Source organism: Lysinibacillus telephonicus, from assembly GCF_039654155.1.
In the GTDB taxonomy this organism is placed as follows: domain Bacteria; phylum Bacillota; class Bacilli; order Bacillales_A; family Planococcaceae; genus Ureibacillus; species Ureibacillus telephonicus.
Window position 1 is genome coordinate 1,830,029 of record NZ_CP155468.1, and the last position, 23,090, is coordinate 1,853,118.

Annotated in this window: 22 protein-coding genes; 16 read left to right on the forward strand and 6 right to left on the reverse strand. The window is 33.4% G+C overall.

The features are described from left to right. Positions 1–77: 77 nt before the first annotated feature. Together MKY04_RS08640 and MKY04_RS08645 are read left to right on the forward strand one after the other, a co-directional pair. The gene (locus tag MKY04_RS08640) at positions 78–929 is read left to right on the forward strand and encodes a helix-turn-helix transcriptional regulator (protein ID WP_126294467.1); all 852 of its coding nucleotides are present in this window, start codon (positions 78–80) and stop codon (positions 927–929) included. A gap of 125 nt (positions 930–1,054) precedes the next feature. Next, positions 1,055–1,516, forward strand: a complete 462-nt coding sequence (locus MKY04_RS08645; RefSeq protein WP_346235648.1) for a GNAT family N-acetyltransferase — start codon at positions 1,055–1,057, stop codon at positions 1,514–1,516. 130 nt (positions 1,517–1,646) lie between these two features. On the opposite strand, the gene MKY04_RS08650 is transcribed toward MKY04_RS08645, so the two are convergent. Continuing rightward, entirely contained in the window at positions 1,647–2,699 is a 1,053-nt protein-coding gene (locus MKY04_RS08650) for an alkene reductase (protein ID WP_346235649.1), read from the reverse strand. Between the two features lie 156 nt (positions 2,700–2,855). Here MKY04_RS08650 and MKY04_RS08655 point away from each other — a divergent pair, with 156 nt between their 5' ends. The 3 genes from MKY04_RS08655 (at position 2,856) to MKY04_RS08665 (ending at position 6,646) form a co-directional block, all read left to right on the forward strand. Further along, entirely contained in the window at positions 2,856–3,293 is a 438-nt protein-coding gene (locus tag MKY04_RS08655) for an Lrp/AsnC family transcriptional regulator (protein WP_126294464.1), read from the forward strand. A gap of 343 nt (positions 3,294–3,636) precedes the next feature. Next, positions 3,637–5,523 carry an ABC-F family ATP-binding cassette domain-containing protein gene (locus MKY04_RS08660; RefSeq protein ID WP_126294463.1) on the forward strand — a complete coding sequence of 629 codons (1,887 nt, stop codon included), beginning with the start codon at positions 3,637–3,639 and terminating at the stop codon, positions 5,521–5,523. Positions 5,524–5,533: 10 nt separating this feature from the next. Continuing rightward, positions 5,534–6,646 carry a conserved virulence factor C family protein gene (locus MKY04_RS08665; protein ID WP_126294462.1) on the forward strand — a complete coding sequence of 371 codons (1,113 nt, stop codon included), beginning with the start codon at positions 5,534–5,536 and terminating at the stop codon, positions 6,644–6,646. Between the two features lie 140 nt (positions 6,647–6,786). Here MKY04_RS08665 and MKY04_RS08670 read toward each other — a convergent pair whose 3' ends face one another. Next, complete coding sequence (locus MKY04_RS08670) at positions 6,787–7,680, reverse strand: DMT family transporter (RefSeq protein ID WP_126295097.1); 894 nt, start codon at positions 7,678–7,680, stop codon at positions 6,787–6,789. A 244-nt stretch (positions 7,681–7,924) separates the two neighbouring features. Here MKY04_RS08670 and rpmG point away from each other — a divergent pair, with 244 nt between their 5' ends. The 7 genes from rpmG (at position 7,925) to MKY04_RS08705 (ending at position 14,031) form a co-directional block, all read left to right on the forward strand. Further along, entirely contained in the window at positions 7,925–8,074 is a 150-nt protein-coding gene (rpmG, locus tag MKY04_RS08675) for a 50S ribosomal protein L33 (RefSeq protein WP_126295099.1), read from the forward strand. 61 nt (positions 8,075–8,135) lie between these two features. Continuing rightward, complete coding sequence (locus MKY04_RS08680) at positions 8,136–9,329, forward strand: GTP-binding protein (RefSeq protein ID WP_126295100.1); 1,194 nt, start codon at positions 8,136–8,138, stop codon at positions 9,327–9,329. 2 nt (positions 9,330–9,331) lie between these two features. Then, on the forward strand, positions 9,332–10,252 hold the full coding sequence (locus MKY04_RS08685) for a GTP-binding protein (RefSeq protein WP_346235650.1): 921 nt from the start codon (positions 9,332–9,334) through the stop codon (positions 10,250–10,252). A 24-nt stretch (positions 10,253–10,276) separates the two neighbouring features. Continuing rightward, a complete protein-coding gene (locus MKY04_RS08690) occupies positions 10,277–11,386 on the forward strand; it encodes a metal ABC transporter substrate-binding protein (RefSeq protein WP_126295104.1) in 1,110 nt (369 codons plus the stop codon). 14 nt (positions 11,387–11,400) lie between these two features. Beyond that, positions 11,401–12,045: a metal ABC transporter ATP-binding protein gene (locus tag MKY04_RS08695; protein ID WP_126295105.1), complete on the forward strand. Its 645-nt coding sequence runs from the start codon at positions 11,401–11,403 to the stop codon at positions 12,043–12,045. Then, positions 12,033–12,860, forward strand: coding sequence for a metal ABC transporter permease (locus MKY04_RS08700; RefSeq protein WP_346235651.1), 828 nt, complete (start codon positions 12,033–12,035; stop codon positions 12,858–12,860). Before MKY04_RS08695 ends, MKY04_RS08700 begins: the two co-directional genes overlap by 13 nt. After that, positions 12,853–14,031 (forward strand): GTP-binding protein, encoded by a 1,179-nt coding sequence (locus MKY04_RS08705; RefSeq protein ID WP_126295106.1) that lies wholly within the window; start codon positions 12,853–12,855, stop codon positions 14,029–14,031. Before MKY04_RS08700 ends, MKY04_RS08705 begins: the two co-directional genes overlap by 8 nt. A 78-nt stretch (positions 14,032–14,109) precedes the next feature. Here the strand turns inward: MKY04_RS08705 and MKY04_RS08710 are convergent, their stop codons facing one another. Further along, positions 14,110–14,724 carry a LexA family protein gene (locus MKY04_RS08710; RefSeq protein WP_126295107.1) on the reverse strand — a complete coding sequence of 205 codons (615 nt, stop codon included), beginning with the start codon at positions 14,722–14,724 and terminating at the stop codon, positions 14,110–14,112. A 141-nt stretch (positions 14,725–14,865) separates the two neighbouring features. On the opposite strand from MKY04_RS08710, the gene MKY04_RS08715 reads away from it, so the two are divergent. From MKY04_RS08715 to MKY04_RS08725, 3 genes are all read left to right on the forward strand, one after another. Beyond that, positions 14,866–15,063: a helix-turn-helix transcriptional regulator gene (locus tag MKY04_RS08715; protein WP_126295108.1), complete on the forward strand. Its 198-nt coding sequence runs from the start codon at positions 14,866–14,868 to the stop codon at positions 15,061–15,063. A gap of 44 nt (positions 15,064–15,107) precedes the next feature. Then, the gene (locus MKY04_RS08720; RefSeq protein ID WP_126295109.1) at positions 15,108–16,784 is read left to right on the forward strand and encodes an HD-GYP domain-containing protein; all 1,677 of its coding nucleotides are present in this window, start codon (positions 15,108–15,110) and stop codon (positions 16,782–16,784) included. A 139-nt stretch (positions 16,785–16,923) separates the two neighbouring features. After that, on the forward strand, positions 16,924–17,721 hold the full coding sequence (locus MKY04_RS08725; protein ID WP_126295110.1) for a hypothetical protein: 798 nt from the start codon (positions 16,924–16,926) through the stop codon (positions 17,719–17,721). Between the two features lie 52 nt (positions 17,722–17,773). Here MKY04_RS08725 and MKY04_RS08730 read toward each other — a convergent pair whose 3' ends face one another. Continuing rightward, the gene (locus MKY04_RS08730) at positions 17,774–18,175 is read right to left on the reverse strand and encodes a glucosamine 6-phosphate synthetase (protein WP_126295111.1); all 402 of its coding nucleotides are present in this window, start codon (positions 18,173–18,175) and stop codon (positions 17,774–17,776) included. Between the two features lie 690 nt (positions 18,176–18,865). Next, entirely contained in the window at positions 18,866–19,975 is a 1,110-nt protein-coding gene (locus MKY04_RS08735; RefSeq protein WP_126295112.1) for an NAD(P)-dependent alcohol dehydrogenase, read from the reverse strand. A gap of 227 nt (positions 19,976–20,202) precedes the next feature. Between MKY04_RS08735 and MKY04_RS08740 the strand changes: the two genes are divergently transcribed. Beyond that, positions 20,203–20,790: a TetR/AcrR family transcriptional regulator gene (locus MKY04_RS08740; RefSeq protein ID WP_126295113.1), complete on the forward strand. Its 588-nt coding sequence runs from the start codon at positions 20,203–20,205 to the stop codon at positions 20,788–20,790. A gap of 96 nt (positions 20,791–20,886) precedes the next feature. Here the strand turns inward: MKY04_RS08740 and MKY04_RS08745 are convergent, their stop codons facing one another. Further along, positions 20,887–21,891 carry a nucleoid-associated protein gene (locus MKY04_RS08745; RefSeq protein WP_126295114.1) on the reverse strand — a complete coding sequence of 335 codons (1,005 nt, stop codon included), beginning with the start codon at positions 21,889–21,891 and terminating at the stop codon, positions 20,887–20,889. Positions 21,892–23,090: the final 1,199 nt, after the last annotated feature.

A 23,090-nucleotide genomic window follows, 5' to 3' on the forward strand; every position in this document is an offset into this window, starting at 1 on the left:
TTATCCTATTACAAGGGATTGTTTATCCTGGTATAATTACTACTAGGTTAAATTGAAATTTATGAGGAGTTTTTTAGATGAATGATAAAACTAGGCTGGAAGCTTTGTCGACATTCTTAAAAGCGAAGCGTGCCCAAATTAAGCCAGAGTCCATTGGATTACCTGCAGGAACCCGAAGAAGGACACCAGGGCTGCGAAGAGAAGAGGTAGCACAATTAGCAGGTGTAAGTACTACTTGGTATACATGGCTTGAACAAGGAAGAGATATAAAAGTTTCTTCAAGCGTACTTGATTGTATTTCTACAGCCTTGCAATTAAATAATGATGAAAAAGATTACTTATATGATTTAGCGTTAGAACCGAAATCGGAAATTACAAATACAAAAAAGGATCAAATAGAGCTTAGTCCTTCTTTAAAACGAATATTAGTTGAATTAACATACTGTCCAACGATTATTACGGATCGACATTGCCATATTGTGGGCTGGAATCATGCAGCTGCTCATGTTTTTTTAGATTTTGATCAAGTACCATATAGTCAAAGAAATTTGATTCGATTAGTGTTTGCTAGAAAGGAATTAAAAACATTAGCTGTTAATTGGGAACATTTTGCAAAAGGATTTCTTGCTATTTTTCGAACCTATTATGGTCACTATTTAGGCGATGAATGGTACAACCAATTTATTAAAGAAATGAGTCAATCACATTCAGAATTTCAGCAATTATGGCAAGAAAGTCAGGTGAGTAAGGCTCCGGAGATGGTAATTGAATTTAGACATGCTAAAGCCGGTAAAATGTTGTTTAATTTAACATCGCTTCAAGTACAAGGTGATCTGGATTTACGGTGCAGCATTTATACACCAGTAGAGGAAACAGATACAGAACATAAATTAAAGCGATTAATGAAGAGGGTTTCAGTTGATAATTAATAAGTTAATTTCATTACACACTAGCTATTGAAAGCAATAAGTGAATGTTATGAAGTCTCATAAAAACATTATAATTTTTTTATGGTATAAAGTCGGATAGCATAACAGTAAGAGGGGGAATTTTAGTGGAGAGAGAAATAAAGTTTAGAATAGCTACTGAAAAAGATTTAGAGAGTATTGTTGCAATGCTTGCAGATGATTTTTTAGGAAGTAAGCGTGAGCGTTATGAGCATCCACTTCCTACTAGTTACATAAAAGCATTCGAGGCGATTACATCTGATCCAAACAATGAGTTAGTAGTAGCTTGTATAGGCAATGAAGTAATCGGCGTACAACAAATTACTTTTACACCTTATATAACACATCAAGGTGGATGGAGAGCTACTATTGAAGGAGTAAGAACATCCGCTTCTGTAAGAGGACAAGGTGTAGGTACCGAACTTATTAAATGGGCAATTCAACATGCTAAAGAACGTGGTTGTCATTTAATACAATTAACAACTGATAAACAAAGGCCAGACGCGTTAAGGTTTTATGAACGCATAGGTTTTAAAGCAACACATGAAGGTTTAAAGCTGAAACTTTAAATTAAACTATCAGAAGTCGTTAACTAAGATGAACTGCACTCCAAATGTTAGATAAGAATCCAATATTTGGAGTGCCTTTTATGACAAGAGTTACTATTGATAAAAAGTCCAACTTATTGTTTAAGTTCTCCTAATATAAGTATTTTAAATCAATTGCTGCTTGATAGGATTTTAAAGGACGTCCTTCTTTTATTTTATGAACGAAATCTGGATTAGCTATTAGAGAACGTCCAAAGGCAGCTAGGTCAATTGTACCCTCCTTAATTGCCTTTGAAGCAATCTCTGGATTTAAATTACCTACTCCGATAATAATACCATCCCAATATTTTCTAACTAGTTGATGAAAAGTCATGTCATTAGATACTTTTTCAGTAAAATGATTTGTCGAGGGATGGATAATTTGTATTCCTACTTCATTAAACACTTGTATAAATGCCTTTATATTCTCTTCAGGATTAGCCCATCTATAACCTGGGATATCATCTTTAATTTCAGAAAATCTAATAATAGTTTTATCTTTGCCAACTTCCTTAATAACAGCCTTTAATACTTCCTTCATAAAGGATAAGCGATTCAACAAATCCCCCCCGTACTCATCTGTTCGTTTATTAGTAATTTCAGAATTAAATTGATCAATTAAGTAACCGTGAGCCCCATGTATTTCAACTCCATCAAATCCAGCCTTCATGGCGTTTCTAGCTGCAGAAATATATTCTTTAATAACTTCCTTTATATCCTCCAAAGACATTTCTTCAGGAGTGTCATACGGCTTCCGCAATCGATGGACAAGACCATCTGCCTTGATAGGTGAGGGTGCTTGTGGCGGGAATCCTCCAGTTAGTTCTCGATGTGTCAACCTTCCTACATGCCAAAGTTGTGCAACAATTTTTCCTCCTTCTTCATGAATAGCTTCAGTTACTTTCCGCCATGAATCTACTTGGCTATTTGTATATAGCCCTGGCACACCGAAAGTGCCTTTGCCTCTAGGAGAAGGAATAATGCCTTCTGTAATAATAAGACCAATACCATCTTTGGCTCTTCTCCGATAGTAGTTGACAATATCTTCACCAACAGTGCCTGTATTGTTGTTAGCAAAACTTCGTGTCATAGGAGCCATCACAATTTTTGTTTTCAAGTGCCAGTTGCCGATCTGAGTTGGATTTAATAATTCATTTTTTCCCAAGAGTCCTAACTCCTTTATAAAAGTATTAACTTCTTGGATAATTTTATATAATTAAAAGAAGGAGTTATATAGAAAAATCCAGTTTATATGGTGTTATTAGTTTGAAATTTATTTTATTTTGAGTATTTTACTTAGAAAATAAAGGTGGAGTAGATAATGGATGAATTGGATAAAGATATTCTTTTGATTTTACAGGAGAAAGGTCGAATTTCCATGACGGATCTTGGAAAAGAGGTATCACTCTCTCAGCCAGCGGTTACGGAGCGAGTGCGAAGAATGGAGGAAAAGGGAATTATTGACCACTATCGGGCTATTGTAAGAGCAGAAAAAATAAACAGACCGATATCAGCCTTTCTGTTATTCCATACGAAAAGCTGTGAAAACTTTGTAGATTTCTGCAATCAGTCAAATGATGTAGTTGAATTACATAGAATTAGTGGCCAATATAACTTTTTAGTAAAAGTAGTTAGTGAAACACTTCACTCCCTTGAAGTTGCTATTAACGAAATGGGTACCTACGGGGATTCAACTACATTAATAGTACTATCATCACCAATAGAGAATAATAAGTTAGTTCCTATAATAAAGAACTAAATCATAATAAATATTGATTGTAAAGGTATGGGAGGTAAACTAAAGTTCATATTATACAAACAAGGAAAGCTTAGATAGGTAAAAGGGAGCTATGAATATAAATTAGTGATATCATTTATGAAGCAGTTTGAAAAAAAGTGGTAGAGACTTAAACAGATTTCTCTACCACTTTTTTATTAAGAGGGGCAATTTTTCTTAAAGCAGTTGCTTTGCTATAATTAAATTAGAAAATCTATTATAATTAAATCAATAAAACTTGCATTGTTATTGTTGTAGATGTTTAGTTGAATTCTTTACAAAACTAACATTGAATGACAACAAAATAAAGAAAAGAAGGAATTTCATGAGTCATTTAATTGTATCAAATTTAACAAAGACAGTTGGCGATAAAACGCTTTTTGAAAATATCGAATTTACTATATATGATGGGGAACGCGCAGGCTTAATCGGCATCAATGGTACTGGGAAATCGACGCTTTTATCAATTTTAGCAGGGGTACAGGATGCGGATTCCATTGAGCTTGACCATCCAAACAAGTATCGTATTGCTTATTTACCACAGGAGCCAACGTTTAATGATGGAGAAACTGTGTTACAAGCTGTATTCTCAGGTGATTCTCCAATACTTCAACTAAATAGACAATATGAAGATACGGTTTCGGCACTATCAAAAAATCCACAATCTGAAGAACTTCAAAATAAATTATTCCGTTTGCAGCAGCAAATGGATACGGAAAAAGCTTGGGATGTCAATGCACTTGCAAAGCAAGCATTAACAAAACTGGGCATCGATATGTACGATCAATATGTAACGAAGTTGTCAGGTGGCCAACAAAAACGTGTAGCATTGGCAAAGGTTTTAATTGAACCAGCCGACCTTTATTTGCTAGACGAGCCTACTAACCATCTTGATGTCCAGTCAACAGAATGGCTTCAGGAAATGGTGTTGCGTCTTAAAGGTGCCGTGATTTTCATCACCCACGATCGTTATTTCTTAGATGAAATATCAACACATATTTATGAGCTTGCAAATCAAACACTGTATCGTCATACGGGAAATTACGCAGATTATTTAGAGGCACGTGCAATTCGTGAAGAAATGAATGCTGCGACTCAAGAAAAGCTACGCAACCGTTATCGTTCAGAATTAAAATGGATTCGCCGTGGTGCAAAAGCTCGGACAACGAAACAAAAAGCAAGAATTCAACGTTTCGAAGAGCTCGATTCGAAAATAGATCGTAATTCGAATGATGCGAATTTAGAATTGGCGTTAGCCACAACTCGACTAGGTAAAAAGGTAATTGAGGGCGAACATCTGTCAAAATCCTTTGGTGATCGTGTAATTTTAAAAGACTTTAACTTTTTAATGCAGCAAGGTGATAGAATTGGAATCATTGGTGCAAATGGCTATGGCAAATCTACCTTGCTTAATATGCTTGCAGGCGAGCTGGAACCGGATGCTGGTGAAGTGATTGTAGGTTCTACAGTAAGAATTGCACATTTTAAACAAGTATTGCCTGCTATGAATGAAAACGAACGTATGATTGAATATATTCGTGAAGCTTCCAACGATATTACAGATGCTGAAGGGGTACGTTACTCTGCCGCCCAAATGCTTGAACGTTTTTTATTCCCGCTGCATACCCATGGAACTCCAATTGGAAAACTTTCTGGTGGAGAACGTAAAAGACTTCATTTATTAAAATTGCTTATGGAACAGCCAAATGTACTTCTATTAGATGAGCCAACGAACGATTTAGATATTGAAACATTAGGAGTTTTGGAAGACTTTATCGAACATTTCCCTGGTGTTGTCATTACAATTTCCCACGATCGTTTCTTCCTTGATCGTATCGCGAAAAAACTGTGGATACTAGATGGAAAGGGAAATGTAGAAGAAAGCTTAGATATATACAGTGACTATTTAGAAAAACAAGCAGCAGTACAAAAGGAAATAACTAAGGAAATAAAGATTGAAAAGCCAAAACCTCCAAAACCAAAAAGTGACAAGAAAAAGCTATCGTTTAAAGAACAGAAAGAGTGGGAGACTATTTCTGATACAATTGCGAAAGTCGAAGAAGAAATTATGCTGACAGAAGAAGAAATCTCTACGGTTGGCTCTGATTATACGAAGCTTCAAAATTTAACAGAAAAATTAGATGAACTAAATAAAGAATATGAAAGATTAATTGAAAGATGGTCATATTTAGATGAGATTGTAAATGGATAGGAGAGATAATATGAAAATCGTCACAATCGAACCAACACCAAGCCCCAATTCAATGAAGGTTGTCGTTGATGAGGAGCTGCCATTTGGCAAAAGCTTTAATTATACAAAAGAAAACGCATCAGAAGCACCAGAAGTCATCCAATCAATATTAAATATTGAAGGTGTAAAAGGTGTTTATCATGTTGCTGACTTTTTGGCAATTGAACGAAATGCAAAATTTAATTGGGAAACCATTTTAGCAAGTGTTCGAATTGCATTAGGTGAAAAAGGTGAAAAAGCAGAGCAAGAAGCACAGAGCATCGATCATTATGGAGAAGTATTTGTTCATGTCCAAATGTTCAGAGGCGTTCCACTTCAAATTAAAGTATTTGATTCCTCGTCAGAGCACCGAATTGCAACAGGGGATCGTTTTGTACAAGCATTCCAATCCATAGAAGTTGATAAAATGGATGACAATTATATTTTAGAACGCAAATGGGTAGATTTTGGTGTTCGCTATGGTGAAAAGGAAGACATAGCTAAAAATGTTTTAGAAGAAATTCATGCTACCTATTCAGAGGAGCGTTTAGCAGACATTATTAAAGCTGCAAATTCAAAAAATACAGTGACAGTGGAACGTGAAAAGGTAACGTTAGATCAATTTACTGCTGCAGAGGATTGGCAAAAACGTTATCAATTGCTTGATCAAATTCCAGATCCAGAAGTGGAAGATCTACCTTTACTTGAAAAAGCATTAGAAGATGATCAAATGTCAATAAGACGGTTAGCAACGGTATACTTAGGCATGATTGAGGATGTTGCTGTTGTACCTTATTTAAGCCGAGCTTTAAAAGACAAAAGTGCTGCAGTTCGCCGGACAGCAGGGGATTGTATGAGTGATTTAGGTTTTGTGGAATTTGAACCTGCTATGATTGAAGCATTAAAAGATAAAAATAAACTAGTTCGTTGGCGCGCGGCAATGTACTTATATGAAACAGGTACAGAAGCTTGTTTAGAGGCATTGCATGAAGCGGAAAATGATCCAGAATTCGAAGTGAAACTACAAGTAAAAATGGCCATCGCCCGAATTGAGCAGGGAGAAGAAGCAAAAGGCTCTGTATGGAAGCAAATGACTGAAAGATAGTTCTGCTAGGTACAGCAATTAAGAAAAAATATAAAAAAAGAAGTTGTCCGGAAAGTATAGATTCTGGACAACTCTTTTTGTTTTCTGACTCCTGTGTCAACAATCCGTCATAAAATAACTTTTCTGAATGCTCATTTTTATTATTGGGCAAAAGTATCTTCTTGTAATTTTATGCGCCTCTTTGGGCTAACTATAGTTAATACAATACCAGCAAATATTAATCCAATCCCTAATGTTTGTAATAATGTCGGCCTGAAATCTAAAAGAACTGTATCTAACAATATAGCAACTACTGGATCCACAAATGTTAGAACTGAGACAATAACTGTTGGCAGATTTCGTATGCTATCAAAGAACAAATAATACACGAAGCCTGTATGAATCAAACCAGTTCCTAAAATGTAAAGCCAATTCATTGTAGATAATCCTTCAAAAAGGGAAAAGTCGCAGAATGGCAACAGTATAATAATCCCTACAAATGTTTGAAGGAATGTAGTCGCATAAGGAGATAATGTATGCAACGATTTACTTGTAAACATTGTTAAGGCATAACAAACTGCTGACAGCATTGCCCAAATAAAACCAGAGTTCATAAATTGTTCGATAGATTTGAAATTGTCAATTCCAACAATAAAAATACTTCCGATAAAGCATATAATTGTCGCAAGCAATCCTCGAATTGTTAATCGTTCCTTTAAAATGAACGTTCCTAATAATAAAACAAAAATAGGTGCTAGATTATAGATTGATATAGTAATCGAAATAGCCATTTCTTCAAACGCTTTAAATAAAAACACCCAGTTTAATACGAGAAAAACCCCGCATAGCAAGGTTTGAAATACTTCTTTTTTATTCCACATCTCTCTTTTATGTCCACCAGTAAAATACCATATGCTGCTTAAGAAAATAGTTGCACATATACAGCGAATAAATACGAGCTCAAGAGCTGGGATTCCTGTATGGATTGTAAAAAAGCCGATGGAACCAAAAATTGCCATCGAGATTGTTAACTTAATTATTGCAGATACATTCATAACATTCCTACCTTATTTTGTCCACAAGACTATTACATTCTCTTTCAGAGTTTAATTATTTATATATTTCCAATTTTTAAAAAGAACTCTTTATTCAAATATAACAAACTTTTGGTAAAATGGAAACTTTTCTATAAAAGTAATAACAAGGAAATAAAAATAATTTGTAAAAATTGTTGACAAAGATAAATTATAGGGATAATATTTTAAATCGTAACCATTACTATTTAGGAGGAGTAAAATTATGCGAGTTCAAATAACGTTAGCATGCACAGAAACAGGGGATAAAAATTACATTACAACAAAGAATAAACGCAATACACCAGAACGTTTAGAATTAAAAAAATACTCACCCCGTTTAAAAAAAGTTACATTGCACCGTGAAACGAAATAATCAAGGATATTTTTTTGTGTATTTTTAAAGCGTAATGATTACTATTAAGGGGTTGCAATAAATGACGAATAAAATTCCTGTTACTGTGCTAAGTGGATATCTTGGTGCTGGGAAAACTACAATTTTAAACTATGTGTTACAAAATGAACAAAATTTACGTGTTGCAGTCATTGTAAATGATATGAGTGAAATCAATATTGACGCTTCGCTTGTAGAAAAAGGGAGTGGTATTTCACGAACTGAAGAAAAATTCGTAGAGCTATCAAATGGCTGTATCTGCTGTACTTTACGAGAAGATCTGTTAATTGAGGTACAAAAACTAGCTGAGCGGGGAAATATTGACTACATCGTTATTGAATCAACAGGTATTAGTGAACCTATTCCTGTCGCCCAAACATTTTCTTATATTGATGAAGAACTTGGAATAGATTTAACCGCAAGTTGTACGTTGGATACGATGGTAACAGTTGTAGATGCAAATCGATTTTGGACAGATTTTCAGTCTGGCGAGAGCTTGTTAGATCGTAAGGAGGCAGTTGGTGAATTAGATGAACGAGATGTAGCAGATTTATTAATTGACCAAATTGAATTTTGTGATGTGCTTATTTTAAATAAGTGTGACTTAATTACTGAGGAGCAGTTAGAGCGCCTTGAAAAAGTATTACGGACATTACAGCCAGAGGCGAAATTTATTCGTACTACATACGGAAAAATTAATCCACAGGAAATTTTAAATACTAGGAGCTTTGATTTTAATCGCGTCTCACAATCAGCAGGGTGGCTAAAAGAACTTGAGACGGGATATGAAAATCATACTCCTGAGACTGAAGAATACGGAATTAGCTCTTTTACTTATACACGAACTATACCATTCCATCCAAAGCGCTTTAAAGAATGGGCAGAAAATATTCCGATTGAAATTGTTCGTTCTAAAGGATTTATTTGGAGCGCAAGACATAATGATATCGCCATTCTCTTTTCCCAAGCTGGCTCGGCTGTTAATATTTCTCCTTTATCTTATTGGGTAGCAGCATTACCAAAAGAGCAGCAACAACAAATATTTATTCAATATCCAGAAGTAAGAGGCAGCTGGGATCCTGAATTTGGTGATCGTAAAACACAGTTGGTTATTATTGGCATCGACTTGCCAAAAGATGAAATTACAAAACAGTTAGATGCTTGCCTTTTAACAGATGAAGAGTTTGATAAAGAGTGGCGAACTTTTGAAACCCCATTTGATTGGAAGTTGAGATAAACGTGCAGCGAAAAATAGAAATTATTATACTTAGTGGATTTTTAGGAAGTGGTAAAACAACCTTACTTAAAAATCTTTTAGAGCAGGAGCAAAAAAGTGGTAGGAAAGCAGCGATTTTAATGAATGAAGTTGGGGAAGTTTCAATTGATGGATATTTACTTCCACCTAATTTTCCAATAGAAGAGATTACAAATGGATGTATTTGTTGTTCAGGTAAAGATCAACTAGAACGAACAATTTTAAATCTCTACAAAACGAATAGACCAGATGTCATCTATATTGAAAGTTCTGGATTAGCGCATCCAATTGATGTTATTGATTCTTGCCTATCTCCGATCATAGCAAATGATATTGAAATTAAAAACGTTATTACAGTACTAGATAGCTTAAGATGGTGTCATCGACAAGAGTATAGCAAACCAATTCAATGTTTAATGGAAGAACAAGTGAAATATGCAGATTTACTGCTTATTAATAAAATCGATTTAATTCAACAACAAACATTTAACAAGGTAATTGAAGAAATTGAGAATTTACATCCAAATATACATTACCAAATAACATCACATGCAAGAATGGAAATAAGTTCTATTCAATCTTCATGCCATGAAAGGGAAATAGAGCATCAGCAATTTCATGTCCATAATCATTTGCATATCAATCACTTAGTCTATGTATTCACTAAGCCAATAGAGAAAAATCTATTTGAACAATGGCTGCAAACCTTACCATTAAGCATTTTTAGAATCAAAGGTTTTATTCGATTTAAGGAAACACCGGTAAAAACAACCTTATTTCAATATGCTTACGGTGTTCCAATGTATTTAAACCAAGAAATTGCCTTTCCAACTAACTTAGTACTAATAGGCGAGCATCTAAATGCTGAAAAGTTAAAAAGGCAACTAGAAAAATTAGAGAACTAAAAATGATGATTAAAGGAGATAAAAATGAAAAAAATTTTATTTACTGCTGCTTTACTAACGACTTCGTCGGTAATATTTGCAGGCTGTCAGTCTACAAATAAATCTGTAAATACTGATGAAAAAGCAGTTGATGAAGAAAAACTTGAAATTGTAACAAGTTTTTATCCTATGTACGAATTCACAAAAGAAATTGTTGGAGATCAAGCTAATGTTTCTATGCTTATTCCTTCTTCAGTCGAACCGCATGACTGGGAACCTTCAGCAAAAGACCTGGAACAAATTCAAAATGCTGATGCACTAGTTTTCAACAATGAAAATATGGAAACTTGGATCAATGAAATTGAGACTACAATAGATACAAAAAATTTAACTATTATTGATGCTTCTAAAGGTATTGACCTTCTTCCTTTCTCAGCAGAAGTTCATGAACACGAGCATGAACATGAAGATAAAGAGCATGCACACGAAGGAGAAGCTCATGAACATGAAGGTGAAGAGCATGCACATGAAGTAGAAGCTCATGAACATGAAAATGGAGAACACACACATGAAGGGGAGGCACATGAACATGAGGGAGAAGCTCATGAACACGAAGAGCATGATCATTATCACGAATTCGATCCCCATTTATGGTTAAGTCCTAAAATGGCCATAAAAGAAGTTGAAAATATTGCAAATGAATTAATCAAAATAGATCCAGAAAACAAAGAAGTATATGAAACAAATAAAAATAATTATGTTGAAAAATTAAAACAGTTGGATCAAACATATAATGAAACTTTGGCTAATGTAAAAAATAAGGAAATTATTACCCAACATGCAGCCTTTGGATATCTAGCAGATTCTTATGGATTAAAACAAGTTCCTATTGCTGGCCTTTCTCCTGATAATGAGCCAAGTGCCAAGCAATTAAATGAATTAAAAGAATTTGCAACTGAGCATAACATTAATACGATTTTCTTTGAAGAAAATGCATCTTCTAAAGTTGCCGAAACTCTTGCAAACGAATTAAATGCAAAGACTGCAGTACTTAATACACTAGAAGGTTTAACTGAAGAAGATGAAAAAAATGGTGAAAGCTATATTAGTATTATGGAAGAAAATTTAAAGGTGCTGCAAGAGGCTTTGAAGTAAAGGGTGAAAAGAGCATGACAGAGTTTAGGATTGGTTTACAAAACGTGACATTTGGATACATGCAAAATATTGTAATAGAGAATCTTTCATTTTCAATAGATCAAGGTCAATTTGTAGCGATAACAGGTGAAAATGGGGCAGCAAAAACAACTGCAATGAAGCTGTTGATAGGGATTTTGAAGCCATGGAAAGGAATTCGGCTTTGGCCTCGTAACTTGAATGCAAGCTATGTGCCTCAACAAATTTCATCAATTGAACAAGACTTTCCAAGTACAGTTTATGAATTCATTATTTCTGGATGCTGGGAAACATTAAAATGGTACGAACGTATATCAAAAGAAAATATGAAGAGAGCCGAAGCATTAATAGATAAATTTGAATTACGAAATGTTGCGAAGCAGCAGATTGGAAAACTATCTGGCGGACAGAAACAGCTTGCATGTGTGGCAAGAGCATTTATGTCAAATCCAGCTATCTTATTTTTAGACGAGCCAACTACAGGTATGGATGAAAAGATGAGACATATATTCTATGAAACTTTAAAAACTATGTGTCCTCATGTAACGGTAGTCATCATTACTCACCATATAAACGAATTGAACCCATATATCGACAATATAATTCATCTTGAAAGAAGGAAAAATTCTTGTTTGAATTAGCTTTTATGCAGCGAGCCTTAATAGCTGGCATGCTCATTGCCATTATTGCACCAATTATAGGCGTGTTTCTTATTATGCGAAAACAATCTCTTATAGCAGATACATTAAGCCATATTGCGCTTGCAGGAGTAGCGGTAGGTTTGGTTCTAGGGAGCCAACCTGAATGGATGAGCATCCTAATTGTCGTTATAGGTGCATTATTTATCGAATTTTTAAGGATGCGTTTTAAAAGCTATTCTGATGTATCCATTGCAATTTTAATGGCTGCAGGCTTATCCATTGCACTTTGTTTAATGTCAATTAGTCCAAGCAGTGCGAAAACAATGGATCAATATTTATTCGGTTCAATTGTAACTGTTACACAGCAGCAGATTAATATTTTTCTATTTATAGCAGTTGGAATATTCATTTATTTTTTAATAACAAAACGTTCGCTTTATACAATGATTTTTAATGAAGATGTTGCAAAGGTGGCAGGCATATCAACAAAGCTCCTGTCGTTTTCTTTTAGTGCAGTCATTGGTCTTTTTATTTCGATGATGATTCCAATGATTGGCATGCTCCTTGTCTCAGCTATTATTATACTGCCTGCTGCGATAGCCATCCAACTTACCACGAGATTTCGTTATGTTTTTGTCATTGCAAGTTTCGTTTCAATGGTCTGTACGTTCTTAGGTTTAGTAAGTTCTTATAAAATAGGTACTCCACCAGGGGCTAGCATTGCTCTTTGGATGGTTTTTGGCATTTTATTATCATTAATTTATAAAAAATTAAAAGAAATATATTTTAAAAGAATTGGAGAGGAATATGAATAAAATCCCCGTTACCGTTTTAAGCGGTTATTTAGGCGCAGGAAAAACAACCATTTTAAACCATTTGTTGGACAATCGTGAAGGAAGGAAGCTGGCTGTAATTGTTAATGATATGAGTGAAGTTAATATAGATATGCAATTAATTGAAAACCAAGGCTTCTCAAGAACAACTGAAAAACTAGTAGAGCTGTCAAATGGGTGCATCTGCTGTACTTTACGCGAAGACTTAATGATAGAAGTTGAAAAGTTAGTTGAACAAGGTGACATTGATGGAATCGTAATTGAATCAACAGGAATTAGTGAACCCATTCCAGTGGCACAAACCTTTACTTACATTAATGAAGAAACAGGCATTGATTTAACACCGCATTGTTATTTGGATGCAATGATTACCGTTGTTGATGCGTATCGCTTCTGGCATGACTATGAAAGTGGGGAAACATTATTAGAACGGAGTCAAACGGAAGATCCTTACGACCAACGCGATGTCTCGGATTTATTAATTGACCAGCTTGAATTTGCCAATATTCTATGTATTACAAAAGCAGATTTAGTGACACCAGAATATTTAGAAACATTCCAAGCATTTTTAACTAAAATTAATCCAACAGCCGAGCAGCATATTGTTCGTAACGGCTTGATTTCTCCGAATATATTATTAAATCGTAGATTATTTGACTTCGATCAAGCAAGCACAGGTGCCGGATGGATCAAAGAACTTAATCAAGAACATACACCTGAAACAGAGGAGTATGGTATTTCCTCATTTGTATATCGAAGAAAGCGTCCATTTCATCCCCAAAGATGGTATGAATGGCTGGAAAATTTACCTTCTGAAATAGTAAGAGCTAAAGGGTTCTTCTGGTTAGCAACACGCAATATGCCGGGAATAATTTCTCAAGCTGGTGCCTCTATTCAAATCCAAGGAGCCGGAGAATGGATAGCCAGTCTATCACCTGAAGAACAAGAAATAGAATTGCGTCAAGATCCTGCATTAAAAGATAGATGGGATCCTATCTACGGAGATCGCCAGACAGAGATTATTTGGATCGGAATCGAATTAGACAAAGAACAAATTGAGCATGATTTGGACCAATGTTTATTAACTGATATTGAAATGAATGAAGATTGGTCTAAATTCAGCGATCCAATTCCTAAATTTATTGTTCACTGAAAATTAATTGATTTTCCCTGAGTACTAGATGTGTACTCAGGTTTTTTATGTAATATATAAATTAGATGGATATTGATTTTATAAGTCCAATGTATACTTAATCGCTTTACCAAGAATAGTAACTTGATTATCTTTATTAATAATAATTGGTTCATATTTAGGGTTATCCGGGATTAGGAATAATACATTGCCTTGGTATTTTACCCGTTTTAATGTAATTTCTGAATTACCGTTTATACGAACTGCAGCAATTTCCCCATTTTTTACCTCTTTCTGTTCTTTTATAAGTACAAAACTATTATTAGGGATCGTTGGCTCCATCGAATCTTCTTTTGCTTGAAAATAGAATACGTTGCTGTTAGGCAAAGAATCGACCAGTTCATATTTATATCCATAAAAATTTTCTTCCACTAAAATTGGATTGCTATTTCTAATTGTTCCGAGAATGGGTACTTTCATAACATTTGGTTGTATTTTTGACGGCTGTTCTTCTGTTAAATGAGACTTTGGTACATTGAAAAAATCTGCAATCTTTTGAATTTTATCAATTCGAGGATACTTTTCACCGCTTATCCAATAAGATACAGAAGCATTGCTGACACCAAGATAATCAGCCAACTCAGATTGATCAATCCCCTTATAGTCGATTAACTTCTGTAAGTTTTCTCCAAGTATTTCTCTAGCACTTTTCAATCAACTCACCCCCATTGTAAATATTATATAACTATTAGTTAAAAAAATAAATAATTAGAAACATAATTGTATATTTTTTCAAACTATATGATTGATTTTTAACTTTAAGTTAAATATACTGATAGTGGAGGTGTTAAAAAGATGGAAGATGTACAATTATCGCTTTCTACTTTACGAAATAATATTGGTATGACGCAGCAAGATGTTGCAGATAGGCTGGGTGTAAGTGTGCAAACCGTGAATAGATGGGAGAACGGTGACTTGATCAACGGTCTTGTCATTTATGCATTAGCTAAGTTATATCGTGTTGAAATTGATAATATTAAGGTTCCATCCTAATTTTTCTCCACCATTACAGTGCTTTTTGAACCGGGGGATGTAATATGAAAATAATAAAACATGAAAATTTTGAGTATTGTCCCATCAAAGATTTAAGAAAAGGGCAAATTCTATATAAAGATTTAATTGTAGAAAATAAAGTATTACTAAAAAAAGGGGCTATTCTTACAAATCGGATTATTTCCAAATTGGAAAATCGGAATATTCAATCAGTTTGTATTGAAAAACAGAGAATACAACCGATTATTTTTGATGCTGAGGCAACATATACAAATGCTATTTCTTCAGAAAAGAAGTTAACAAATAGATTAAAAGTAATACAAGAGGAGTTTGATATTCTACTCGGTTATCTAAGTTGCGAAACGCGTTATGGTAAGGTTCTAAAAAATATAGAAGATATTAGCTACGTGAATAATTTATTTTTAAACTATATGAAGAATCCGATTTTTTCTTATTATTTGTTGAAGTTAAAAGATTTTGACGAGGACACTTACCGTCATATGATAGATGTTTTTACTCTTTGTACTTTATTTTCTAAGAAAGAAGGCATTTCAAATATTGATGACATCGCAGTAGGCTTTTTATTTCATGACATTGGAAAATTATATACACCTATTGAGCTAATAAGAAAAAAGGGAAAACTCACAAAAAAAGAATTTTTGATTGTACAAGAGCACACAGTGAAGGGGGAAAAAATACTTAAACAAATTGGGCTTGAAAAAGTTGCCTATTTAGCAAAATCACATCATGAAAGAGTTGACGGCTCTGGTTATCCAGAGGGACTAAGAAGGGAGGGGCAGCCAAAAGTTCTGCAAATTTTACAACTTATTAATATGTACTCTACTATTACACTAAGAAGACCTTATAAAGATATAGTAGCTGCGGCACATGCTATTGATATTTTATATAATGACTTGCATCTATATAATAGAGAATTATTAAATAGCTTTATTGATTTTATTGGAATTTATCCAGAAAATGCGGTTGTTTTATTGTCTAATGGTTCACAAGCCATTGTAGAAAAGGTCAATTCAGATTACCCGTTGTTGCCTAAGGTGAAGTTATTCAAAAATAACCGCAAAATGATGCTGCCTATCGATTTAAGTCTAACGATTCAAAAAATACTATCCTACCATGTAAATACACCGAAGGACCTTCTTTCTAAATTCTCCGACTTCCTTTTCAGTGGAGATTATTTCCAAATGGAAAATTACCATTCTAAATTAAAGAAATATTATCAAAAATTTGAATGGTTTACTCATATTTATCTTCCGATTTTTCAAGTGTTTTTAATACTAAAATCTCAGAACACCTTCCCTGAAATTAAAATGCATCAATCGGGAGATAAGCTATTAAAATTAGTTGATGAATCATTGCTAGAATTCCGTTTGTCGAGTAACAAGACTAACAAAGCATTGCTCATTATTAATGGTTTAAAATCACCTGCACTCTACAAATTATTCGAAGGGCTGTTACATTCAGATGATATCTATTCATATATAATTTCAAATCCAGGAAGGGCACTTGAGCTAGAAAAAAAGAATGATTCTTACAGTTATTTAATTGTGATAGGAGACCCTTTGGAAATAAACCTTTCTATATGTACAACTAAATATCACTTAACAGAGCTACATCTTGAATCATTTTTGAACCGATTTGGTTGTACAAATCTTCAACAAGTAAAATTGAAAAAAGAGCTAGATAAATATAAGCAAGGATAAACCTGGTGAAATTATGGTATTGACTTCTATATAGCAATTGGATAATAATGGTAATCCTCCCTTTTATTTCGTGTAAGAAGAAGTTTAGAAGGGTGATAGAATTAATGTAGAGCACCATGAGATTACTAGGAGAATGTTAATGGAAAATTTGTATTTAAATAATCGATTTCTTCACATAAAACCGGAAGAATTAACGTTAAGCTTAGATCAAGTCAATCGAATGTCTTTAGACGAGATAGTGGAGTTATCTGCAGTTGTCGTAGGTTCCCATAATTCCTTTAGCCGTGGTTGGTTGGAATTAAATGGACGCCATTATATTATGCAAAGAATCTTTGAAAATGCAGGATTAAATAATTGTACAGTTCCAGATATGATTAATGAACTAGTAAAGGAAAAAGTAAAAGTATCAGATGAAGATATCCTGCAAAAGCATCCTTTGTTATTTGATTATCTAGTTCATTACTTTAAAACGCCTGAAAAGTTTTTCCGTGAATATCATATGGTTCGAAAATATGCACACTGGAAACCACGAAAGAAACCGTTAGTATTGATTTATTCAGAGTTGGGAAGAAAATTTGAGGAAGTTGTAGGGGAAATATTAGAAGAGACGGGTATCCAATTTTTCAAATATAACTGCGGAATTAAGGGCTGTGAGCCAGACTTTATTATTAGTCAATCTCACTGGATGGATGCAAAGTTAAGCGAACATACTGTATTCAACTCTGAAACGATACAGAAATATGAACCGCATATAGAGAAATTAACAATCATTTATTTAAGAAAAACCTCTCAATTAGAATACAAAAGAATGGTATCCCCAAAAACAGAGTTGGTACATATTTCCTATTTTATTGAGCCATTACCAAATGAACGTAAAATTTACTATAATGATGTATTAAGTGAAATTGAGAAAAAAGCAATTAAATATCTTGTGTAATAAAATAAAAAAGAAATTGTCTCTAAGTCATATATATAGAGACGATTTCTTTTTAGTTTGTTACAACCATATTCAAAAATTGATCGCGATCTTCTTCTGTTTGTTGAACCCCATCTAAAAGCAACACACCTACTTGATATCCTGTTTTATCATCTTCAACGACAAACTGTAAATTGATGTCATTTACTTTTCCTTCAACAGGGCATGCACCTTTAAACTCTACAACGTTTTGGTTTTTTTGAGTTTTAAAATAAACCCACTTACCTTCATTACAGAAGCTGGAAAATGCATCATCTAATGTAGCTTCTCCATTTCCAGAGAGTGAAGTATCTTTTATGTAAGTTATGTATTCGTTGTCTGTAATTTCTTCTTTAGGTCCGTAAAAATACCAAAAAATTACGATAATAATTACTGGTACAATCCATAAAATCGTTCGCTTTGAAACGTTTTGCATTGCATATTCTCCTCTCACCCTGGTGAATTTATTATAGCAAGCTATGTACTAGTTTTCTATAAAATGTTGACTTTTTACTGTTTAATGGCGGTTGTTTATTTAAAATAATGTGTTTATAGAAATATGTAATTTATACAAAGTTTGATAAATCTTTTATTATATAGAGAGAGTTTTAAACCTTAGCTCTGCATTTATCAATTAAATTAAATAAGCTTTGTATAGATTGCATAACCAAACATTTCAAACTAAGAAGTTTGGTTAATTTAAGCACCATGTATTTTTTCTTAGGTTAGGAGTAAGGGGAATGGTGTTCGTTAAAGTTAAAAAAGCCGTAGATGAGCTACGGCTCCTTGTATCTTATTATTTTTAAATGGGAATTGTCGATCCTCTACTTTAACTAAAACCTACTTCGTTTCAGTGAATTCATCAATAACCCATGGATTACCAAAGTGGCCAATTTTGTCCCAATTTTTTATAAGAATGGTTTGCAATTTGTAAGCTTACTCTAGTCGTATTGTTTCAATGGGAAATGTAGGAGTTGTCATACGGATTAGTTAATGTAGATTCTTTATTGCTTATTCTATCAACCGATTTTCCGTTTATATAGTTACTTGTTAATTCATGAAAATTCATATTTACCCTCAGATTTCAAAATGAAAAGGAGATTTAGAATCTCCCTTTCAAATCTTGTTATGCTGTGTATTCTTTATCAATAATTAAAATCGGTTTAATGGTAGAACCATTTTTTGAATCTTCAAATGCTTTCTCAATATCATCTAACTCGTAAAATTTCACTAATTTATCAACAGGGAATTGCCCATTTTTATAGAACGTTACTAATTTTGGAATAATTAATTGTGGTACTGCATCTCCTTCAATTACTCCTTTTAATGTAATAGCATTTAAAACAATCTCATTCGTAACGTTGAATGTTAGATCACGTTTACCAACTGCTACTGTTGCACATTCGCCTTTCACTCGTAAGCAACGAAGGGCTGATAAAGTTACTTCTGGAACTCCTGTTGTTTCGAATGAGTAATGAGCGCCTTTTCCAGTGATTTCTTTAATTTTTTCTACTGGATCTTCGTTTCTGCTATTAATCGTATGAGTTGCTCCTAATTCTTTCGCTAGCTCAAGACGGCTATCATGTATATCAACCGCGATAATTGGGTAACAGCCGGCAATTTTTGCAGCCATCATTCCGCTTAGGCCAACTGCACCTGTACCGAATACGACAAAGCTTGTACCAGCTTCAGGAGCTAAAGAATTTAAAACAGTACCACTACCAGTCATGATACCGCACCCAAATGGTCCTAAGTAACGTAGGTCAACATCTTTATCTACTTTTACAACGTTTTTCTCATCTACAGTCGTATAGGAAGAGAAGGAAGATTGACCGAAGAATTGAGATACTTCGACATTGTCTTCTGTATGAATTGGGGAAACCCCATATTTATTTTTACCTGTGAAGTTTAACGGCATCATATTTTCACAACCACCTGCATTCCCATCTAAACAGTTATCACAGTGGCCACAATATGCGAATCCTAATACAACGTGATCTCCAGGTTGTACAGAAGTTACGTTGCTTCCTACTTTTTCAACAATACCAGAACCCTCATGTCCTAATACTGCTGGATATGGAACAGGCAATGTACGGTCAAGTACTGTCGCATCAGTGTGACATACACCCGACGCAATAATTTTTACTAATACTTCATCAGCTTTTGGCTCATCAAGAAGTAAAGTTTTTCTCTCAAAATCTTTTTCAGTTGTTGTTAACATTGCTTGAATTTCCATTTTATAACCTCTCCCTTTGATTATTATGAAGTGTAAATTATATTCTTTGATATAATTGAACACGAGTCCATTTTATTCACTAAAAAAATGTTCTTCAATCATTAAAAAAACGTTTTTGTATAGGTTTTCATCACATTTAATGGGCATGTATAGTTAGTCACCAAAAAAAATTTTTTGTGCTATTTTTCAACATTTTTTTAAAAAGTGTTGTTTTTAGGGGAGGGCTTATGGAAAGAAAAGAAGATCGCAGAATCGAACGGACTAAAGAAACGTTGCGAACTACGTTTAAACAACTAGTACTTCAACAAGGTTATTCCAAAGTAAAGGTAAAAGATATTGTAGAGGTAGCAAACTATAATCGTACAACTTTTTATGTACATTATGATGGAAAAGAAGAACTGGCAAAGGAAATTATCCAATTAGAGATGCAACGTTTTTTATTTGAGTTTTGTAAACCTGTGAGGGATAATCCAGTTTTAGATTTAAGAGTTATGAAACCAGATGGAACAGATGTGTTTCATTATATTAAAGAAAATCGCAGTTACTATGATTTGTTAGTAATCGATGATGCTGTCCCAGGTATGCAGACAGCATTATTGGATGAGTTAAAAGATATTTTCCACAACCGAATGTATTTCTTAGGAGAGAAAGCTTCTGAAATTAATGCACCATATTTTATACATTATCGTGCATATGGAATTTACGGGTTTATTTTAGAATGGATTCGCGCGGGTTATGATGCTTCTCCATCTGAAATGGCTAGAAGAATTATAAATTTATTGCATTATCAATCTTCATTGATGACACAAATTTGAGAAGAGTAATATTATGTTGAAGTATGATATATCCAAAAATTTACACATTTAAATCCCACACCTGTACAATGGATGTGGGATTTTATCATCTGCTTATTACAGTTCTTCTTGGAAATAGATTTTATAAAACTTTCTATTTGTTGCTTCATCATAGCCAACTTCAATAAGTTCATCTACTTGCTCTATATCACGGACATTTACTTGAATTTCAATATTTGAATCAAGTTTTATTTTGCGTTTATAATTTTTTTCAGCCTTTTCAATTGCACTGTCGGAAATGACTGTTTCATAAGGCTTTACCGAATTAACAATGATGTCTTTCTGTGCCGGATCTACCTTTTCGAATACTGTGTCGATATAGTCACTTACTTGGAATTCTTCTTCATTTCGAAAATAATCGAGTGTTTTGTTTAATAGTCCTAACTTTTCAGTGTTTGTAAAACTTTCCTCTTTCAAAATATATTTTTTACATTCTGTTAATGCTAAATTCGTTTTATGATAATGTTCATCCGCTACTTTAACCTTTAAAAAACGCTCCTGCCAGTAGACAATATCTTCTTTTCTTTTTGTTTTAATATAGACTTGAGGGGATGCGTCTGCCCCCATATCTACGATAACGGCCATATTATTGATTTTTTTAACATTGATGCCGTCGATGCCACTCACAATCATTTTGTTTTGTTCATTTCTTACATCTAAAAACATTTCTTTTTCATCAATTTTCACAATAGCAATAACCTTTTTTACCTCTGTTGCCATTGAACAGTTTTCGAATAATCCAATAAATAGTTCACCGTTTTTAATATTCGGGTGTTGGGATGCACTATGTAAATGGGTAGCGATATTTTTCGACTGTTCAAGAAAACTATTTTCAGAATCAAAAATAGATTTCACATATGTATATACTTCATTTAATCCAATATTTGTCTCGTGAAAGAATTCGTATTGCTGATCCCAATCAATTTTATTAAAAGCTAATTGAGTAAAGGCTGCTTCCAGCATGACTTCGGGGCGAGAAAAAGATTCCTCTCCCAAAACAAGCGTATCGCTTACATAATGAACGACATATTGCCCTAATTTACTTTCACTTACTTCTAGCATAAACTTCACCTTCAAATCATTAGTTGTAGATAATTTACCATATCATATACTTCAGCATATTTTCATGTATTTTCTTCTCGTAAAAATTTCCACAAAACGATTTCTTTTATAATTCATTTCATTCATATTTTTGGGGAATTTTCAAGGTAATTATTTTTACAATGTTTGTTTCCAAAAAGTTAGATAGATTTAGTAAATATCTCCTAATACTTGCTGGTTAAACCCTATTAATTTTTATAAGAAAACATAACCTCTACCAAAATAATGAAATTTATACTTTTAGAACCAAATAGATGTAATTTAATTCCAATCTAAATATGATATAAAATTATAAATTGGGTAATTTTCCTCAATTTATCCACTTTGGTTAAAATTGATCAAACCGGTTTAATTATAATTTAAATTGATTTATTTAAACTGTTGTACATGTGGCTTGAAGAAGATTGTCAAGTACATTTTTCTGTAAAACAATGTGTATTATTGCATTATTTTGTAAAATTAGGACAAAAATATCTTGTTTTCCTTTATATAAAAATACTATTATAAGAAATATTAATTATACATGTTTTGTTATAAATATAATTTGATGACAGCATCCATTCTTTTTTATAGACAGTGTATAATTACCTATTTTTTTAACAAATTAATGATTCAAAAGTTATGTTCCTGTTATGGGGTTTTTAGGGACTAAAGTATTTTTAATATTTTCACAATTGAAAGGGGGTGAGGATTTTTTATTGAAAGTCTGTGATCGTTGCTACGATATATCTACTTTTATTTTTGATAGATTGTATGGCTGATGAATCACGAAAGTTAGGTAATAGTCGAACTGAAGAGAAATAAATTTGTACATATTCAGGTGGATAATATACTAATCAATCAACACTATCAAGGTAGATAATTCGTTATGGATAAGTGCTATGAAAACTTTAGAGAAGGGGATACACCTTCGACTTCAGTTTTTTGAATTTTCTTATTTAAGGGAAAATTTTTGTTTGGAAACTTTGTTACTAGTACTTATCTAATCAAAGAGCTTTGAAGGGGGTGAAACATAGCTGCTTAAGGCTTAATACTAACTCCTATGGTTTAGCTTGGCAGAAAATAATTAATATGATAGAAAAAACCCGGAATAATTCTAAGGCACGCTTCCTCTTAAAGATATTCAAGCAATGTCTAATATCTGAAAAGAGAATGTTTTT

Bases quoted from the DNA above. Each gene is read 5' to 3' on its own strand.
- MKY04_RS08640 (WP_126294467.1), top strand. From the start codon at position 78: ATGAATGATAAAACTAGGCTGGAAGCTTTGTCGACATTCTTAAAAGCG.
- MKY04_RS08655 (WP_126294464.1), top strand. From the start codon at position 2,856: ATGGATGAATTGGATAAAGATATTCTTTTGATTTTACAGGAGAAAGGT.
- MKY04_RS08660 (WP_126294463.1), top strand. From the start codon at position 3,637: ATGAGTCATTTAATTGTATCAAATTTAACAAAGACAGTTGGCGATAAA.
- MKY04_RS08665 (WP_126294462.1), top strand. From the start codon at position 5,534: ATGAAAATCGTCACAATCGAACCAACACCAAGCCCCAATTCAATGAAG.
- MKY04_RS08670 (WP_126295097.1), bottom strand. From the start codon at position 7,680: ATGAATGTATCTGCAATAATTAAGTTAACAATCTCGATGGCAATTTTT.
- rpmG (WP_126295099.1), top strand. From the start codon at position 7,925: ATGCGAGTTCAAATAACGTTAGCATGCACAGAAACAGGGGATAAAAAT.
- MKY04_RS08680 (WP_126295100.1), top strand. From the start codon at position 8,136: ATGACGAATAAAATTCCTGTTACTGTGCTAAGTGGATATCTTGGTGCT.
- MKY04_RS08690 (WP_126295104.1), top strand. From the start codon at position 10,277: ATGAAAAAAATTTTATTTACTGCTGCTTTACTAACGACTTCGTCGGTA.
- MKY04_RS08695 (WP_126295105.1), top strand. From the start codon at position 11,401: ATGACAGAGTTTAGGATTGGTTTACAAAACGTGACATTTGGATACATG.
- MKY04_RS08705 (WP_126295106.1), top strand. From the start codon at position 12,853: ATGAATAAAATCCCCGTTACCGTTTTAAGCGGTTATTTAGGCGCAGGA.
- MKY04_RS08715 (WP_126295108.1), top strand. From the start codon at position 14,866: ATGGAAGATGTACAATTATCGCTTTCTACTTTACGAAATAATATTGGT.
- MKY04_RS08720 (WP_126295109.1), top strand. From the start codon at position 15,108: ATGAAAATAATAAAACATGAAAATTTTGAGTATTGTCCCATCAAAGAT.
- MKY04_RS08725 (WP_126295110.1), top strand. From the start codon at position 16,924: ATGGAAAATTTGTATTTAAATAATCGATTTCTTCACATAAAACCGGAA.
- MKY04_RS08730 (WP_126295111.1), bottom strand. From the start codon at position 18,175: ATGCAAAACGTTTCAAAGCGAACGATTTTATGGATTGTACCAGTAATT.
- MKY04_RS08735 (WP_126295112.1), bottom strand. From the start codon at position 19,975: ATGGAAATTCAAGCAATGTTAACAACAACTGAAAAAGATTTTGAGAGA.
- MKY04_RS08740 (WP_126295113.1), top strand. From the start codon at position 20,203: ATGGAAAGAAAAGAAGATCGCAGAATCGAACGGACTAAAGAAACGTTG.
- MKY04_RS08745 (WP_126295114.1), bottom strand. From the start codon at position 21,891: ATGCTAGAAGTAAGTGAAAGTAAATTAGGGCAATATGTCGTTCATTAT.